The sequence below is a fragment of the Bradyrhizobium sp. SSBR45G genome (assembly GCF_030159255.1).
Classification (GTDB): domain Bacteria; phylum Pseudomonadota; class Alphaproteobacteria; order Rhizobiales; family Xanthobacteraceae; genus Bradyrhizobium.
This window is the reverse complement of record NZ_BSCT01000020.1, coordinates 76,211-92,170: the sequence shown is the minus strand read 5'-3', so window position 1 is coordinate 92,170 and position 15,960 is coordinate 76,211. Positions and strand designations below refer to the sequence as shown.

The following is a 15,960-nucleotide window of genomic DNA, read 5'->3' as shown; positions in this document are numbered from 1 at the left end:
AGATAAACTGCCGGCTCAGCGCTTGAGCCGGTAGCCGGTCTTGAAGATCCACCAGATGACCGTCATGCAGATCGCGAGGAACGCGAGCGTCATCGCGACGCTGATCTCGACCCTGACGTCGGCGATCTCATAGAAGCTCCAGCGGAAGCCGGAGATCAGGTAGACGACCGGGTTCAGCAGCGCGATCGAGTGCCAGGCCGGCGGCAGCATGTTGACCGAGTAGAAGCTGCCGCCGAGGAAGGTCAGCGGCGTCACCACCAGCATCGGGATCATCTGCAGCTTCTCGAAGCCGTCGGCCCAAATGCCGATGATGAAGCCGAACAGGCTGAAGGTCACGGCGGTCAGCACCAGGAACGACAGCATCCAGACCGGGTGCTGGATGTGCAACGGCACGAACAGGCCCGCAGTGGCCAGGATGATCAGCCCGAGAATGATCGATTTCGTCGCCGCCGCGCCGACATAGCCGAGCACGATCTCGACATGCGAGATCGGCGCCGACAGGATTTCGTAGATCGTGCCGATGAATTTCGGGAAGTAGATCCCGAACGAGGCGTTGGCGATGCTCTGGGTCAGGACCGACAGCATCACCAGCCCCGGGACGATGAAGGTGCCGTAGCTGACGCCCTGGACCTCGCTGATGCGCGAGCCGATCGCGGCGCCGAACACCACGAAATAGAGCGACGTCGACACGACCGGGGACACGATGCTCTGCAGGATCGTGCGCCAGGTGCGCGCCATCTCGAATTGATAGATTGCGCCGACCGCTCGCAGGTTCATTGGTTCACCAGGCTGACGAAGATGTCCTCGAGGGATGATTGCTTGGTCTCGAGATCGACGAAGCGGATGCCGGCCGTCCTGAGATCGCCGAGCAGGCTCGTGATGCCGGTGCGCTCGCCCTTGGTGTCGTAGTCGTAGGCAAGCCGCCAGCCGTCCTCGGACAGCGTAAGATGATAGGGCGCCAGCGCCTCGGGAATGCTGTCGATCCGGTGCTGCAGGTGCAGGCTCAGCCGCTTGCGGCCGAGCTTGGCCATCAGCTTGGCCTTGTCCTCGACGAGGATGATCTCGCCCTTGGTGATGACGCCGACGCGGTCGGCCATCTCCTCGGCTTCCTCGATGTAGTGCGTGGTGAGGATGATGGTGACGCCTGCGGCCTTCAGCTCGCGTACGATGTCCCACATGCCCTTGCGCAGCTCGACGTCGACGCCCGCGGTCGGCTCGTCCAGGAACAGCACCTGCGGCTCATGCGACAGCGCCTTGGCGATCATCACGCGGCGTTTCATGCCGCCCGACAGCGTGATGATCTTGGCGTCCTTCTTGTCCCAGAGCGACAGATCCTTGAGGATCTTCTCGATCAGGGCCGGGTTCTTCGGCTTGCCGAACAGGCCGCGGCTGAAGCTCACGGTCGCCCACACGCTCTCGAACGAATCGGTGTGCAGCTCCTGCGGCACCAGCCCGATCAGCGACCGCGCGGCGCGGAAATCGCTGTTGATGTCGTGACCGCCGACCGCGACCTTGCCCGAGGACGCGTTGACGATGCCGCAGATGATGCTGATCAGCGTCGTCTTGCCGGCGCCGTTGGGGCCGAGCAGCGCGAAGATCTCGCCGCGCGTGATTTCGAGATGGATGTTGTTTAGCGACGTGAAGCCCGACGCATAGGTCTTCGACAGGCCGGAAACGGAAATGACGGGAGCCATCACGGGGATTTCGGTGTGATTCGGAAAGCAGCGGGGGGATGAGAGGGGCGCAGCTGCGAGGAAGCGCACACATAGGAAGGGGGAGGCGGTCCCGCAATCGCATGGTCCGACATAGATCATGTCGCTTCCTTGGCTTTTCCATGGCCAATTCGGGTGGGTGTTGCCGGGCTGCCACGTCCGGGCGATGAACCGCCGCAAATGATGTTGCACCATGTTGCGTCTGCGAGCATCTCTTGTACGGTTCCCGCCGTCTCGACATTTCCGCCGTGGAGAAGGACCGATGACGCCACGTTTCCGCACCACCATCATCACCCCGACGCGCAGCCTGCCGGCGCGATGGTTGGGCATGGTCGCGCTGGCGCTGGCGCTGGTCGTTCCGCTCGGGACCGGATCGGTGCGCGCGGCCCCCAGCCAGGCCGCGGCCAGCGCCGCCAGCACCACGCATGTCTATCTCCTGCGCGGCGTGCTCAACATCTTCTCGCTTGGGCTCGACGACATCGCCGCCAAGCTGGATTCGCAGGGCATCCCGAACACGGTCGCCAATTTCGTCTCGTGGTCGTCGCTCGCCGACGAGGCCGCCACCGCCTACAAGTCCGGCCGGATCAAGACCATCATCCTTGTCGGCCATTCCTCGGGCGCGACTGCCCTGCCGGACATGATCAACAAGCTCGGCCAGCTCGGCGTGCCGGTGAAGCTCGCGATCGGTCTCGACTCGGTGTTCAAGACCAAGCTCGTCGGCGGCAATGCCGAGCGCTACATCAATTTCTACATTGCCAGCGGCGCCGGCGAGCCGGTTCGCCGTGACGACGGCTTCCGCGGCAAGCTCGAGAATGTGGACGTCGCGACGGTTCCCGGCGTCGGACACATCACCATCGAGAAGAACCAGGTCATGCAGCAGAAGGTGATCGGCGCGATCGACTCGGTCGTGTTCGGCGGCAAGGGCCGTCCGGGAGCGTCGCCGCCCACCCGCATGGCGGCTCCGCAGCGCGCCGCCAGCGCCACCGGTTACCGCTAGAAGCCACGGGGAGCGCCGCCACGCGCCCCAAAATGCTCCCATTCGGCAGTGACAAGCGGTATGGCAGGGCGACATGACCCTGCTTGAATTGAGCTTTCAGCTGTCCCGGGAGCCCGAATGACCAGCGTGGCGCGAATCGCGAGAGACCGGCGCGACGCAGCCGGGGCTGCAGCCCGTCGCTGGCTGGCCGTGCTGCTCGTCGCGGCGGTCGCCGCGACCGCCGGGCCGCAAGCCAGCCGCGCCGGAGCGGCCTCGGCCACCGCGCCCAGCAAATCCGCCAAGGCGACCACCTTGCCAACCCCCGCGGCCATCCGTTCCGCGCCGGAGCGTCCGCCCGAGGCGGCTCAGCCGCTGCCGCCGCCGCGGGTCTACCTGTTTCGCGGCGCGCTCGGTCCGTTGTTCTCGACCGGCATGGACCGTCTGGCCGAGAAGGTCGAGAAGGCCGGCTTCCAGGCGAGCGTCTACGAGTTCACGCTGTGCGATCTGATCGCGCTGCAGGTGGCCAGGAACTACCGCCAGGATCAGGGGCCGATCGTGCTGATCGGTCATTCGATGGGCGGGCTGTGCAGCGTCCGCATCGCGATCTCGCTGCAGGAGCAGAACATCCCGGTCGCCCTCGTGGTCACGGTCGATCCGGCGCACGCGACCAAGAGCGTCCCGCCCAACGTGCAGCGCTTCATCAACCTGTTCCTGTCGGACAACATCCTCGGCGGCGGCGACGTCAAGCCGGAGCCCGGCTTCCGCGGCCATTACGCCAGCTTCGACATGAAGGACCATGACGAGGTCACGCACATCAACATCGACAAGATGGAAGATGTGCATGCCCAGCTGGTGACCATGATCAGCCAGCTGTCACAGACCTCGGCCACGGCAGAGGTCGATCCGGTGCAGTTGCGCTATCTGGTGCCGCCGAAGGTCTCGGTGGAGCTGTGGGACAGCGGCACTCCGCTGGCGGTGCGGCCGGGTGAGACCCTCGACCAGATTGCGGCCAATTATCGCGTTCCGCTCTGGGCGCTGCAGCAGTCCAATCGCGGCCTCGCGGCGCAGCCGCTGGTGCCCGGCCAGCGCATCATCCTGCCGCGCCACCTGCTGCCCCAGGCGGTCAATCAACCGGTCCCGCCGCCTGCGGAAGCCCAGATGCGGCGGTGAGTTCGCAGGACGCTCAGCCTGCCGGCAGGAACGGGATGATCATCGGGACGCGGTGCCGGTAGGTGACGTAATCCGGGCCGAGCTCCTGGGCGAGGAAGACTTCTTCCATCTTGGCCTTCCAGGCCATGCCGAGCGAGATCAGGATGGCGCCGAGCACCGCGCTGACCGTGCCCACGGCGATGCCGGTCGCGATCATGCCGAGGATCAGGCCGGTGTAGATCGGGTGACGCACCATGCCGTACGGGCCGGTGTCGATGACCTTGTGGCCTTCCTTGTGGGTGATCGCGTTGGACCAGAAGCGGCCGAGATGGATGCGCGCCCACCAGGTGAAGGCGATGCCGGCCAGCGTGACCACGGTCAGGAGATAGACGCCGGTCTCGCCCGGGGTCCAGAACGGCCTTTCGCCGAGCAGGCGCGAGGTCCAGGGCGTGAACAGGATACCGCCGAGCACGATCAGCGCATGGTAGCGGCTGGTCTTGATCACGGTCACGTGCTTGCGGGTGCGCCCGGACCAGAACGAGGCCCCGACCCAGCTGGCGAGCCAGATCAGCCAGATGATGGCGAGCAGCGAGGTGGGCCAATTGGTGGTCCATCCGCTGAACGCGAACGACGAGACGGGGCTGGCATCACCGGACATGTCTTGGCACCGTTATGAGACGTTGAACCGGCTGCTCTTAGCTATTCTGCCGCGGTGCGAAAAGGGTGTTGTTTCTCGTCGAGCCGCTTGGGCTGCTCGGAACCGAGCAGGAAGGCGATGGTCTCGCGCAAAGTCGGCTCGATCGGGCGGGGCGCGTAGCCAAGCTCCCGTTTGGCCTTGTCGATCGACAGGTCCGAGGCCGAGCGGGCGATCCGCACCCCCTCGGCGGTGCCCGAGGGGCAGCGCTTGGTGAGGTGATCCGAGACGTATTCCAGCAGGCCCGCGGACAGTTCGGCCAGCCGGCCGGGCACGGAGATCGCGACATGCTTGCGGCCGCTGATCGCCGCCATCAGCTCGAGGATGCGGCTGAGCCGCAGGCTCTCGCCGCCGAACACGTAGCGGCCGCCGACCTTGCCGCGCTCCATCGCCAGGATCAGGCCGATCGCAACGTCGCGGACGTCGACGAGATTGACGATGAAATCGAGATAAAGCTGGACGCGGCTGTCGAGGAACATCCGCAGCATCGCCGATGGCGGTGTCAGGTTGCTGTCATGCGGCCCGATCGGCATCGTCGGCGTGCCCACGACGACGGGGAAACCATCCGCGGCCGCCGCCATGGCGCGTTCCTCGGCCAGCGCCTTGGAGCGGGTGTAGGCCCCCGGCATGGCATCGGCCGGCGGCGCGGTGGGCGCCGACGCGGCGCCCGTCGAGCCCGGGTAATCGAACAGGATCGATTCGGTCGAGCAATGCAGGAAGCGGCGGACCCGGCTCGCCCGTGCGGCCGCCAGCACCGTTTCGGTGCCGACGCAGTTGACGCGGTAGAAATCCTCGCGGTCCGGCATCCACATGCCGGGCAGTCCGGCGAGATGGTAGACCTGATCCATCCCCGCAACGGCCTGCCTCACCAGACCCGCATCGAGCACCGAGCCCTCGATATACTCCACCTCCGCGATCAGCTGGGTGGGAGAGCGCACATCGAGCACGCGCACCTCCGCGCCCCGGGCTGCGAGCGCAGAGACGAGGTGATGTCCGATAAATCCGCTGCCGCCGGTGACGAGGACTTTCATTAGGGACGCGAGTGCTGATCGCCTTGAAGAGAATCCGATGCGAGCCGATCCGGCGACCAGTTGGGCGTCACGAGATCGGCCACGGACGGCCGGAATCCTAATGCCACGTACAACTTCGCCATCACGAACATCGGGCCGAGAAACAGATGTGCCGGATGATCCAGCAGAGACGGATTGTTGCGCTCGAAGAACTTGTGGCCGACGGCCTGCGACACCAGGCCAAGGATCACCAGCGCGGCACAGAGAGCCCACAGGGCAAATCCGTGGACGTGGTCGGAAATCATCATGGCCACAGCAAGGAACAGCACGGCAAAAGCCAATATGCCGGCACCGAGTGCGGCATCAAGCAGCAGCCAATAGAGCAGCACCGGCAGCGCCAGAACCGCGCCAAGGCTGATCCGGAAACCGAACGCGTCGAAATGCCACAAGCTCAAGGGAAGCACGGCGCCTAGGAACAACAGGATGATCCCGAGCACGTGCATCAGGCCGTTGCGCGGATCGCGATGATATTCGACGTAGTCGATCATCTGGCGTCGGAACATGGCGTTCATGGCGGACTCGCTGGTCGATGGATCGGCCACCGCTCAATCGACAGCCGCAAAGACCGGGCTATACCATCAAGCGGCTGCATCGACAAACCGGCAATCGCGGCCCTGATCCGCCCCGTCCCCACGCGGTCTTGACGCGCAAATCCGGGAATGGGTTCCATGAGCACGGCGCAGCCGATGACGTCGGTGCCATGTGAAGCTGTCGCGCCCGACACGCTCCGGGTTCACGGCGCAGACGCAGATCTCATTTGCATCAATTGCGATGCTTGCGCGGCGGCTGCTTGCCGGACGCTGCGGGCGGCGCGGCTGGAACCGGCGCGGCCGCCTCTTCGACCGCCTTGGCGACGGTGAGGATCTGGATCTGCTGATTGACGGGCGCCGTCGGCTTGGTGGGATCGAGCAGCTGCTCCTCGCCGAGACCGAGCGATTGCAGCCGTTTGACCGAGATCTTGAAGGTGTTGGCCAAAATGTCGCGGATCGCGTCGGCGCGGCGCTGGCTCAGGATGACGTTGGACTCGCGCTTGCCGTTGGCTTCGACATGGCCGACGATCAGGAACGTGTAGGGCAGCAGGTCGGCATACACCATCGCATCGGCGATCCGCCCGACGGCCTGGTAGGATTCCGGACGCACGATCGGGGTGTCCGGGTCGAACTGGATGTCGACGTTGAAGGTCGGCAGGGTCATCAGCTCAGGCGCGATCGGCGTCCGCTTTTGCGGTGGCGGCTCGTTGCGGCTGCGGATCTTCGAGCGCTCCTGGGTCTGCTGCTTGAGCGCCGGCAGATCGAGCGTCGGCGCGGTCTCGAAGCGGTTGAGCTGGCGCACGATGTCCTCGCGCGTCACCTCCTGCGATCGCGCGGGCGCGCCGGCCAGCGCGAGCGAAGCGGCCAGCAACCCCGGCAACAGCGATGTCGTCGTCCGCCGCATCAGCGATACCCTGCCTCGCCCATGGCCTGCTGACAGCGCGCATTGACGCCGTTCGCGGTCAAAAGGCACGGAATCGATTTGCTGGTTTCCTTGGTCGAGCCGCCGCACAGCTTGACGATCTCACGCTGGCAGGCATTCGCCACCGTGACACGGGCGGCGATGCGCTTCTGGATCGCCTCGAACGCCTTGAAATAGGTGGCCTTGCACTGCGCCGAGACCACGTCCTGGTTGCGCGACAGGCACTCCTTGAGGCGGTTGGAGTCGAGATTGACGCCGCGGCAATTGGCGGTGATGTCGGCGCCGCAGCTCGACGCGATCAACCCCGCGGAGTCGCCAAAGCTCATCGTCTGCGCCGCCGCCAGCGACGGCACGATCAGCGCGACCGCAACACTCAACAGAATGCATCCCCGGACCATGGTTGCATCTCATACGATGCGCACTGCCATGGTCAAGGCCTAACGGTGGCGAAGTGTGAAGTTCGATTGCGGTGAAACGCGCGCTTCGCCAGGCGCCCGGCGGTCGTGGCCGTCAGGTCACGCCCGCTGCACGAAGCTGTCGACGACGTGCTTTTCACCGGCCTTGTCGAAGGCAATGGTCAGCTTGTTGCCATCGACCTTGATGACGTTGCCATAGCCGAACTTCTGATGAAACACGCGGTCGTCGGGCGCGAATTCCGACGTCGTGCCGGTGGATTTGGCCACCAGCTCGCCCTCGATGGTCAGCGGCCCGCGCTTGTTGCGGCCAAAATTACCGCCAAAGCCGCCGCCGAAAGGATCGCGGCCCGCGAACGGAGAGGGGTCTTCCTTGAAGCCGCCGCCCGATGAGCCGCCTGCGCCAGGCCGACGCGCCTGCGCGCGCTGCCAGCCCGGCGTCGAATAGCTCGATCCGAACGACTCGACATTGTCGAACCGTGAGGGACCATAGCCGCCGGCGCCGCCCCAGCCCGAGCCGCCCTTGGACTCGGTGATCTCGACGCTCGCGGCCGGCAATTCGTCGAGGAAGCGTGACGGAATGGTCGTGGTCCAGGTGCCGTGGATGCGGCGGTTGGTGGCGAAATAGAGCTTGGCGCGACGGCGCGCCCGCGTCAGCCCGACATGGGCGAGGCGGCGCTCTTCTTCCAATCCGGCGCGGCCCTGTTCGTCCAGCGTGCGCTGGCTCGGAAACAGGCCTTCCTCCCAGCCCGGCAGGAATACGTTGTCGAATTCCAGTCCCTTCGCCGAGTGCAGGGTCATCAGCGACACCGCCTCCTCGTCGGCGGCGCCCTCGCGGTCCATCACCAGCGAGATGTGCTCGAGGAAGCCGTGCAGATTCTCGAACTCCTCCATCGAACGGATGAGCTCTTTCAAATTGTCGAGGCGACCGGCCGCATCGGCCGAGCGGTCCTTCTGCCACATCTCGGTGTAGCCGCTCTCGTCGAGCACGATCTCGGCGAGCTCGGTATGCGGCGTCACCTCGCGCTGAGCGCGCCAGCGCTCGAACTGCAGGATCAGCCCGCGCAGCGAGCCGCGCGCCTTCGGCTTCAGCTCGTCGGTCTCGACCACCGCGCGCGCCGCCTCGAACAGCGGGATGCGGCGCTTGCGGGCGTGGTCGTGCAGCATCTGCACGGTGGCATCGCCGAGCCCGCGCTTCGGCACGTTGACGATGCGCTCGAACGCGAGATCGTCGGCCGGCGAGTTGATGACGCGCAAGTATGCGAGCGCATCGCGGATCTCGGCGCGCTCATAGAAGCGCGGGCCGCCGATGACGCGATAGGGCAGGCCGAGGGTAACGAAGCGGTCTTCGAATTCGCGCATCTGGTAGGAGGCGCGCACCAGGATCGCGATGTCGTTGAGATGCTCGCCCTTGCGCTGCAGCTCCTCGATCTCCTCGCCAATGCCGCGCGCTTCCTCCTCCGAATCCCACGCGCCGGTGACGGTGACCTTCTCGCCCGCGACATCCTCGGTGCGCAGCGTCTTGCCCAGTCGGCCTTCGTTGTGGGTGATCAGATGCGAGGCGGCGGCGAGGATGTGGCCCGTGGAGCGGTAGTTGCGCTCCAGCCGGATCACCTTGGCACCGGGGAAGTCGTGCTCGAAGCGCAGGATGTTGTCGACCTCGGCGCCGCGCCAGCCATAGATCGACTGGTCGTCGTCGCCGACGCAGCAGATGTTTTTGGGGGGAGGGCCGGATGCCGCAACGCTCCTGTCGTCATCACCGGGCCGACGCGCAGCGTCGAGACCCGGTGATCCATCCTCTTCTGAAGAAGCGATGGATTGCCGGGTCGAGCCCGGCAATGACGGGCCAGCGGACGACGGCGCCTGCGACAGTAGCCGCAGCCAGAGATATTGCGCGACGTTGGTGTCCTGATACTCGTCGACCAGGATGAACTTGAACCGGCTCTGATACTGCCGGAGCACGTCCGGGTTCTCGCGGAACAGCCGGATGCTCTCCAGCAGCAGATCGCCGAAATCGGCGGCGTTGAGGATCTTCAGCCGCTCCTGATAGCTCGCATAGAGCTTGCCGCCCTTGCCATTGCCGAACACCGCGGCCTCGCCCGAGGGCACCTGCGACGGCGACAGGCCGCGGTTCTTCCAGCCGTCGATCAGGCCGGCCAGCATGCGCGCCGGCCAGCGCTTGTCGTCGATGTTCTCGGCCTGCAGCAATTGCTTGAGCAGGCGGATCTGGTCGTCGACGTCGAGCACGGTGAAATTGGACTTGAGCTGCACCAGCTCGGCATGGCTGCGCAGGATGCGGCCGGAGATCGAGTGGAAGGTGCCGAGCCACGGCATGCCTTCGACCGCCTGGCCGAGCATCTCGGCGAGCCGCGTCTTCATCTCGCGCGCCGCCTTGTTGGTGAAGGTCACCGACAGGATTTCGCTCGGCCGGGCGCGGCCCTGGCTCAGGATGTGCGCGATGCGCGTGGTGAGCACGCGGGTCTTGCCGGTGCCTGCGCCGGCCAGCACCAGCACCGGGCCGTCGAGCGTCTCGACTGCGTCGCGCTGCTCCGGGTTGAGACCTGAGAGATAGCGCGCCCCGCCGCTCGCGGCGGCACGGGCCCGCGCGGCAATGCCGCCGGCGACGGGCTGGTGGTCAGGCGCAGGAAAAGGGCTCACGCGGTTGGGCTCGGTCATCAGCGAATCAGTCTCATCCCTTCCGTGACATCATACGACGGCACCAAGGGATCTGCAGGAGGAGCCCTCATAGCAGGGATTGACGGCTATATGGGGCCGCTTCCGGCGTTTTACAGCCCTAAATCGGGGCAGCCGGGCGGTGCCCGCCCCCGCGAGACGGGATTTCGTTCCGGCGAATCGCGAATTTTTCGCGCCGCGCGCGGCCGGAACCTTTGTTCCCCAGCTCGATTGTCCAGGCAACGGCGCGAGATCAGCGTCGCTTTGAACCGCAATCGAGAGACAGAGGTCGTGTCATGTTGAGCTGGGTCGTCACCTTCCTGGTTATCGCATTGATCGCCGGCATCCTCGGCTTCGGCGGCGTCGCCGGTGCCTCCATCGAGATCGCCAAGATCATCTTCTTCATCGCCATCGTGCTGTTCCTGGTGTCGGCCGTCGTGGGCCTCGCCCGCGGCCGCACCCGCGTGTAGTCGGCCTCATCCCCTGACAATGAGGTCGGCGAAGGGCGCAGTGCCTCGCAAGAGGTGCTGCGCCCTTTGCGTTTCTGGAGCCGTTCAGGCCGGCGTTACGGGCATCTCAGCACGCGCGGATCGACTTGCGGGTGGCGCGGACGAAAGGGAGGATCCGATTGCGTCCGTTCGGGGCGTGGCTTCGATCCTTGCGCGTGGGGTCGGTTTGCGCCGGCGAATCGATTCGGATCAGCTCGAACAATTGATGATCCTGAGTTCGACGCGACGATCGAGTGCGTCGCTCGGATCGTCGCGGCCGGTTCCGACGATCAATTCCCGAGACCCGCGGCCGCTGGCGATCAGTCGGCCCGCGAGGCTTCTGTCCTCGGCCACGATCTGATCCCTGACATAAGCGGCGCGCAGGACGGACAGCCGGTCATTGACGCCGGCATATCCCGTCGCGCTGGTATGACCGGCCACTTCGAGGCAGACATGATTGGCGGCGGTTCGTTGCGCGATCTTGCCGATCCAGGCCTGATAGGGCGCGCGCGCCTCTGGATCGGCGTAGAACAACGTCGAGCCCGGCTTGAACAGAAACTTGATCGCGAGCCGATCGCTGTTCTTCAGCCCGAAATCGAGCAGCCGGTCGAATGCCTGCATGGCGAGTTGCGTGCGGCCGAGCTTAAGGGCCGACAGGTAGATTCCGCTGTAGATGCGCAGCTGCTCGCCACCCTCCATTCGCAGCGCGTTCTGATAGAGCTCGAGCGCGGCCTTGTAGCGGCCGGCATTGTAGGCCTCGATTCCCTCGTTGACCTGAGCCGAGGCGAGGATGTGATTGGTATAGGTCTGGTCGACGGCGTCGCCCGGCTTGGCGCCCTGGCAGCTTCTCACATAGGCCTCGGTGGCCGGGTCGTTGGTGTGGACCGGGCTATCCTTGAAGAACGGCACCGGTGTCGGATCGACGTCGTCGGGCAGCGCGCGCGCGACGCCCTTTGCGACGACCGTGTTACTGTTCAGATCGGCGATCGCGAGGCAGATCCGGTAGGCGTCGCGGGGGCCCGTCGGCAAGCCGTCGTTATTGATCGGGGTGAGGGTGCCGATGAGGACCAGCGGCTTTCGTGACAGCGAGGCCACCGTGAACGGCAGGGTGCGGATCCGGGGGTAGTCAGCCGCGATGAGCGCGGTGATGCGTTGCTGCTCCAGCAACGTTGCTGCCGATTGCACCCGGGTGACGCCGTCGATCAACGGGTCGATCACCAGTTCGAGTTGGCCCGGCGCAGCGTCGTCCTTGAACTTGGACAGCAGGTCATGGGCCGCTTTCGACAGCGCATTTTCGAGCGGCACGGGCGTTGGAGGAGGCGCGATCGCTGCCAATGGCGGCGTTGCCTGTGCCGACGGCGAGATCTCCAGCGCCCGGATTGCCGGAGCCGGACACGCGACGATCAACCAGCAAAGTGCGAGCCCGATCGGGCCCTTGCGAAGAAACACAACGTGCTCTCGTCAGAAGAGAGATGCCAACCCGTGGAATGATTGAGGAATTTCTTGTCGAAAGCAGGTCGCTCAACCGTGATTGGTGGATTTTCAAATTGTACGAATCTTGCGCGCAGCGGGAGATCTGGCCCAGACTCGCCACACCTTCGCTGGATTTCGAATGCCCCACGGGCGTCGCACTTCCGCTCCTCGATCGCCTGATCCTGTTGAATCCATGACGATCGCGGCGGCTGCGCATTGCGCCGGCGATCGCATTTCGTCGCCTAGATTATGGCGGTGGGGATCCGGGGCGTAGGGAGGCGCCGCCCAGGTGTTGAACGATATTTGCTGAAAGTGTGGCTTGGGCAGGGTCCGTGATCGTTTGCCGCGTGAGGGTGTCTCGGCCGGCCCGCAGCCGCATTCCCAGTGAACTCGTTCGTGCAAGCACGTTGTCCGATGAACGTCGACGACGCGGTGCTGCAAGTCGAGAACGATCCGCACGACGCGATGACGAGGCATAGCGGCCTAGTCAGAGGTCCTCCGGGAGCGATTGGCGCATCGCCTGCGCCTCGCGTCCTGATCGGCGGACTTCGCAGGTCCCATACCCTCTCGCGGGCTCGACGCAACTAACAATGAGCAAGGGAGGTTGGCACCGGAAGCTCCCATCAGGCCGGCGCGGTCAGCGCAACCTGGACTTTTGCGAGCGCGGGATCGAGCGCCACCGACGCGAGGCGCGGGTCGCTGGAGAGCGCGGTCAGGGTCAGTGTCTGGTCCTGCACGCGGAACATGCGACACAGCGTCGTCGCCTCCGAGGCGTCGCGCAGCATGACCGACAGCGGGGCGACGTCATGCTCACCGCCGATCTTCTCGGCAACCAGCGACAGCCGGGTGGCGGCCGCGGCGAGCCGTTCGGTATGGTGGCCGTTGGTGTTGGCCGCGAGCGGCAGGCCTTCCTCGTTCGTCAACAGCACGGTCTCGAAGCGGCCGACCTCGGCGATCCTGTCGAGCAGCGGCACCAGCTCGCGCCGGCGCCCGGGCCGGCTCGCCAGCTGCGCCAGATCCAGCGAGATCCGCTCGCGTTCGACCAGGGGCGCCAAGACGTCCTGGATCGCGCTGCGCAGGCTGGTCTCGCGCTCGGTCGCGTCGTGGCTCGTCTGCTCCTGCAACTGGTCGAGGCTCGCCGCCTGCAGCTGCACCTGCCGCCGCAACTGATCGCGCGCCAGCGCGCCCTGGCGCGCGCCGAACAGATAGCCTGCCGTCAGCAGGAGGATGGCGGCGCCGAGGCCGCTCACGATGGCATAGATCGTCATGGTTGCTTCGTCGCTGTGAGTTGGTCGCAATCGTCGATGCCGGCGATGCGCATGATAGCCCTGCGGTCGCCGGCGACGGCGTCGGCATTGCCGTGTGCGGCGCCTGCGCCGGCCGCACGGACGGCAATCTGCCGGGAGGCGATGCCGCCTTTCTTCAGCAGCTCCGCGACCGCCTTGGCGCGCGAATAGCTCAGCAGCACGTTGAGATCCTCGCTGCCGCTGGCATCGGCGTGTCCCTCGATGACGAGCGTCGCGTCGGCGTGCCGCGTCAGCGCCTTCTGCAGGATCGTCACCGAGCGCTTCATGTCCGCCGGATTGGGGCGCGTGCTGCCGCGCTCGAACGCGATCGCCAGTGGTGCGAAACATTCGCTGGCCGCCTTGACGGCGGCCGGGGGCTCCGGGCGAGCGATCGGTGCCGCGGGCGGAGCCGGTGGCTCGACCTGCACGGTCGCGGGCATTGGCATCGGAGGCGCGAGGATCTGCGCGGGGAGAGGCACCGGGGTGTCTGGTGGCTTCGGCGGCGGTTCGACGACGAGCGCCGGCCGCACCTGAACCGCGGCCATTGCTGGCGGCGCGGCCGGTGCCTGCTGCCACAGCGAGGCCGACATCACGGCGACCAGCGTCCCTGCGACCGCGAAACCGGTGGCGAGCCAGGCTGGCGCGTCTTCGCCGGCCACCACCCAGGCAGCGGCGGGCGAAGTGAATGCGATGTTGGGGGAAGGCGCCAGCATTGTCAGCCCGCCGGCACCTTGAACAGCGGGGTGATGAGGTCGATGCCGCATTCGAGGCCCGCGCACCACTCGATGAACTGGCGTGACATCGCCGCATCCGGAAACAGCGCGCCGTGCTGCGGGGCGATGATCTCGATGTCGAGCGGCCGCACCATCTGCGCCCACGCCTTCATCACCCGGTTCGACACCATGTAGCGCCGGTGGAAGCTTTCCATGAAGCGGAGATGGGCCTTGAAATCGCGCACGACCGTGTAGTCGACGCCGATCGAGGCGCCGAGATCGCCGCTGTAGAGGATCTTCGAGATCGGATCGTAGAGCTGGAAGTTGCCCTCGCTGTGCAGGAAATGCGCCGGCAGCGCTGAGAGCTTGCAGCCGGCGAGGTCGAACACCATGCCCTCGTCGGGGATCGGCTTCAGCCGGTCGGCGACGATATGGTCGAAGCCGAAATGCGGCACGAAGCGGGTCCACAGCGACGAGATATACGCGTCGGCATCGGTGGTCATCAGCCAGCCGTTGATGGCCGCGACGATGTCCGGATCCTGGTGCGACAGGAACAAATATTGCAGCCGGCCGCCCGACAGTTCGCTGAAGGTCTCGCCCAGCACCCGGGAATAGACCTTGTGGCCGCCGGGATCGAGCAGCATGCCGACGCGATCGTGGATGATCAGATGCTGGTTCGCCTGCACGGCGAGGTCGCCGGCGCTGAAATCCTCCAGCAGGATGTTCTTGTGAACGCCGTCGTCATAGAGGACGGTATTGGCCATTGAGCTACTCCCGCCGGCGCTTACGAGAATCGAAGCGCGCCGGCTCACTGGACGAATGCTGCGCTACAGCACTTTCTGCAGCGACCTGACCGCCTCGCGCATGTCGAAGAAGGTCAGACCCAGCTTGCTGTTCTCGTTGGTCAGCGCGAGCAGCAGCGCGCCGCGGCCGGCGCTGACCAGCACGGCGTAGCCGGATTCGCCGCGGATGATGACCTCCTGCAGATGGCTGCGGCCGAGCTCCATGGAGGCGCGGCCGCCGAGCGAGAGCAGCGTCGCGGTCATGCCGGCAACCCGCGTCTCCTCCATGTCGGCGGCGAGCACGCTTGCGATCATCAGCCCGTCCTCCGAGATCAGCGCGCAGGCCTCGACCCCGAAGGAGTCGCTCTGCAGCTTGCGCAGCACGCGGTTGATTTCATCGAGACGTGACATCGGCTTCTCCTCGACCGCGCGCGGGGCGAACCTGGAATGAAATTGACTTTGAGCCATGGCGTTGTCCTCGGCGTCAGTTCGAGCTGATGAAATGGAAGTCGTCGCAATGTCGCAATCCGCTGCCGAGGCGAGCGGTTCGTCGGGGACCAGCGGCGTCGAAAGCGCCGGACTGTCGTCCGGTGCCGTCACCGCGCGTGTTTCGATCGTGTCGACGGCGTCGTCGAGCGCGCGCTGCTCGGCCTTGATGCGCGATCGCGACACCGGCGGATCCATCGCCTCGAGCTGTGTCAGCAGCGCCTGGCGCGCCGACTGATAGACTTCGGCCCGCTGTTCCGGGCCGGAGTCCGGGAGGTTCTCCATCGCCCGCGACAGCAGGATGAAGTAGTCCGCGGTGGTCACGGGCACCGCCGCTGCATCCTCATGCGGGCCGTGCGCTCTGCTCAGCAGGCTTGCGAGGCGTCCCATCGCTCTCTCGTCAACTCTACGCAACTAACGATGCGTAAGTTAGGTCGGTGCCAGCGACGCGACGAATGATCTGAATCAAATTAACTAAAATCGTGATGCGCGGCGCAGTTCGGCCGTCAAATCAGCCGACATCGATCATTGCATCGCCGCAATCTCCTCGATCGTGCCGCATTATCGCCTCGATTCCTGCGGCCGCGCCGCAA

At 65.7% G+C, this 15,960-nt stretch carries 16 protein-coding genes; 3 read left to right on the top strand and 13 right to left on the bottom strand.

Going from position 1 to position 15,960, the window contains the following annotated elements:
- Positions 1–15: 15 nt before the first annotated feature.
- Together QQL87_RS22125 and QQL87_RS22120 are read right to left on the bottom strand one after the other, a co-directional pair.
- Positions 16–777 (bottom strand): ABC transporter permease, encoded by a 762-nt coding sequence (locus tag QQL87_RS22125; protein WP_284420777.1) that lies wholly within the window; start codon positions 775–777, stop codon positions 16–18.
- Positions 774–1,694 carry an ABC transporter ATP-binding protein gene (locus QQL87_RS22120; RefSeq protein ID WP_284420776.1) on the bottom strand — a complete coding sequence of 307 codons (921 nt, stop codon included), beginning with the start codon at positions 1,692–1,694 and terminating at the stop codon, positions 774–776. The genes QQL87_RS22125 and QQL87_RS22120 overlap by 4 nt, the downstream gene beginning before the upstream one ends.
- A 280-nt stretch (positions 1,695–1,974) precedes the next feature.
- Between QQL87_RS22120 and QQL87_RS22115 the strand changes: the two genes are divergently transcribed.
- A complete protein-coding gene (locus QQL87_RS22115) occupies positions 1,975–2,709 on the top strand; it encodes a hypothetical protein (protein WP_284420774.1) in 735 nt (244 codons plus the stop codon).
- A gap of 117 nt (positions 2,710–2,826) precedes the next feature.
- Positions 2,827–3,858 carry an alpha/beta fold hydrolase gene (locus tag QQL87_RS22110; protein ID WP_284420773.1) on the top strand — a complete coding sequence of 344 codons (1,032 nt, stop codon included), beginning with the start codon at positions 2,827–2,829 and terminating at the stop codon, positions 3,856–3,858.
- A 13-nt stretch (positions 3,859–3,871) separates the two neighbouring features.
- Here QQL87_RS22110 and QQL87_RS22105 read toward each other — a convergent pair whose 3' ends face one another.
- The 6 genes from QQL87_RS22105 to QQL87_RS22080 form a co-directional block, all read right to left on the bottom strand.
- Positions 3,872–4,495: a methyltransferase family protein gene (locus QQL87_RS22105; RefSeq protein WP_284420771.1), complete on the bottom strand. Its 624-nt coding sequence runs from the start codon at positions 4,493–4,495 to the stop codon at positions 3,872–3,874.
- 41 nt (positions 4,496–4,536) lie between these two features.
- Complete coding sequence (locus QQL87_RS22100) at positions 4,537–5,562, bottom strand: NAD-dependent epimerase/dehydratase family protein (RefSeq protein WP_284420769.1); 1,026 nt, start codon at positions 5,560–5,562, stop codon at positions 4,537–4,539.
- Entirely contained in the window at positions 5,562–6,113 is a 552-nt protein-coding gene (locus tag QQL87_RS22095; RefSeq protein WP_284420767.1) for an Mpo1-like protein, read from the bottom strand. Before QQL87_RS22095 ends, QQL87_RS22100 begins: the two co-directional genes overlap by 1 nt.
- 250 nt (positions 6,114–6,363) lie before the next feature.
- On the bottom strand, positions 6,364–7,035 hold the full coding sequence (locus QQL87_RS22090; protein WP_284420764.1) for an OmpA family protein: 672 nt from the start codon (positions 7,033–7,035) through the stop codon (positions 6,364–6,366).
- Positions 7,035–7,451: a hypothetical protein gene (locus tag QQL87_RS22085; protein ID WP_349817288.1), complete on the bottom strand. Its 417-nt coding sequence runs from the start codon at positions 7,449–7,451 to the stop codon at positions 7,035–7,037. The genes QQL87_RS22090 and QQL87_RS22085 overlap by 1 nt, the downstream gene beginning before the upstream one ends.
- A 117-nt stretch (positions 7,452–7,568) precedes the next feature.
- A complete protein-coding gene (locus QQL87_RS22080; RefSeq protein ID WP_284420762.1) occupies positions 7,569–10,142 on the bottom strand; it encodes an ATP-dependent helicase in 2,574 nt (857 codons plus the stop codon).
- Positions 10,143–10,435: 293 nt separating this feature from the next.
- On the opposite strand from QQL87_RS22080, the gene QQL87_RS22075 reads away from it, so the two are divergent.
- On the top strand, positions 10,436–10,609 hold the full coding sequence (locus QQL87_RS22075; protein ID WP_284420760.1) for a DUF1328 domain-containing protein: 174 nt from the start codon (positions 10,436–10,438) through the stop codon (positions 10,607–10,609).
- A 228-nt stretch (positions 10,610–10,837) separates the two neighbouring features.
- On the opposite strand, the gene QQL87_RS22070 is transcribed toward QQL87_RS22075, so the two are convergent.
- From QQL87_RS22070 to QQL87_RS22050, 5 genes are all read right to left on the bottom strand, one after another.
- Positions 10,838–12,076: an OmpA family protein gene (locus tag QQL87_RS22070; protein ID WP_284420758.1), complete on the bottom strand. Its 1,239-nt coding sequence runs from the start codon at positions 12,074–12,076 to the stop codon at positions 10,838–10,840.
- Positions 12,077–12,723: 647 nt separating this feature from the next.
- Positions 12,724–13,368, bottom strand: coding sequence for a hypothetical protein (locus QQL87_RS22065; protein ID WP_284420756.1), 645 nt, complete (start codon positions 13,366–13,368; stop codon positions 12,724–12,726).
- The gene (locus QQL87_RS22060; protein WP_284424122.1) at positions 13,365–14,099 is read right to left on the bottom strand and encodes an OmpA family protein; all 735 of its coding nucleotides are present in this window, start codon (positions 14,097–14,099) and stop codon (positions 13,365–13,367) included. The genes QQL87_RS22065 and QQL87_RS22060 overlap by 4 nt, the downstream gene beginning before the upstream one ends.
- A gap of 2 nt (positions 14,100–14,101) precedes the next feature.
- Positions 14,102–14,863 (bottom strand): oxygen-binding di-iron domain-containing protein, encoded by a 762-nt coding sequence (locus QQL87_RS22055; protein ID WP_284420754.1) that lies wholly within the window; start codon positions 14,861–14,863, stop codon positions 14,102–14,104.
- Positions 14,864–14,926: 63 nt separating this feature from the next.
- Positions 14,927–15,757 (bottom strand): roadblock/LC7 domain-containing protein, encoded by an 831-nt coding sequence (locus QQL87_RS22050; protein WP_284420753.1) that lies wholly within the window; start codon positions 15,755–15,757, stop codon positions 14,927–14,929.
- Between the last annotated feature and the right edge of the window lie 203 nt (positions 15,758–15,960).

Coding starts and splice junctions, on each gene's coding strand:
- QQL87_RS22125 (WP_284420777.1), bottom strand. CDS start 777: ATGAACCTGCGAGCGGTCGGCGCAATCTATCAATTCGAGATGGCGCGC.
- QQL87_RS22120 (WP_284420776.1), bottom strand. CDS start 1,694: ATGGCTCCCGTCATTTCCGTTTCCGGCCTGTCGAAGACCTATGCGTCG.
- QQL87_RS22115 (WP_284420774.1), top strand. CDS start 1,975: ATGACGCCACGTTTCCGCACCACCATCATCACCCCGACGCGCAGCCTG.
- QQL87_RS22110 (WP_284420773.1), top strand. CDS start 2,827: ATGACCAGCGTGGCGCGAATCGCGAGAGACCGGCGCGACGCAGCCGGG.
- QQL87_RS22105 (WP_284420771.1), bottom strand. CDS start 4,495: ATGTCCGGTGATGCCAGCCCCGTCTCGTCGTTCGCGTTCAGCGGATGG.
- QQL87_RS22100 (WP_284420769.1), bottom strand. CDS start 5,562: ATGAAAGTCCTCGTCACCGGCGGCAGCGGATTTATCGGACATCACCTC.
- QQL87_RS22095 (WP_284420767.1), bottom strand. CDS start 6,113: ATGAACGCCATGTTCCGACGCCAGATGATCGACTACGTCGAATATCAT.
- QQL87_RS22090 (WP_284420764.1), bottom strand. CDS start 7,035: ATGCGGCGGACGACGACATCGCTGTTGCCGGGGTTGCTGGCCGCTTCG.
- QQL87_RS22085 (WP_349817288.1), bottom strand. CDS start 7,451: ATGGTCCGGGGATGCATTCTGTTGAGTGTTGCGGTCGCGCTGATCGTG.
- QQL87_RS22080 (WP_284420762.1), bottom strand. CDS start 10,142: ATGACCGAGCCCAACCGCGTGAGCCCTTTTCCTGCGCCTGACCACCAG.
- QQL87_RS22075 (WP_284420760.1), top strand. CDS start 10,436: ATGTTGAGCTGGGTCGTCACCTTCCTGGTTATCGCATTGATCGCCGGC.
- QQL87_RS22065 (WP_284420756.1), bottom strand. CDS start 13,368: ATGACGATCTATGCCATCGTGAGCGGCCTCGGCGCCGCCATCCTCCTG.
- QQL87_RS22060 (WP_284424122.1), bottom strand. CDS start 14,099: ATGCTGGCGCCTTCCCCCAACATCGCATTCACTTCGCCCGCCGCTGCC.
- QQL87_RS22055 (WP_284420754.1), bottom strand. CDS start 14,863: ATGGCCAATACCGTCCTCTATGACGACGGCGTTCACAAGAACATCCTG.
- QQL87_RS22050 (WP_284420753.1), bottom strand. CDS start 15,757: ATGGGACGCCTCGCAAGCCTGCTGAGCAGAGCGCACGGCCCGCATGAG.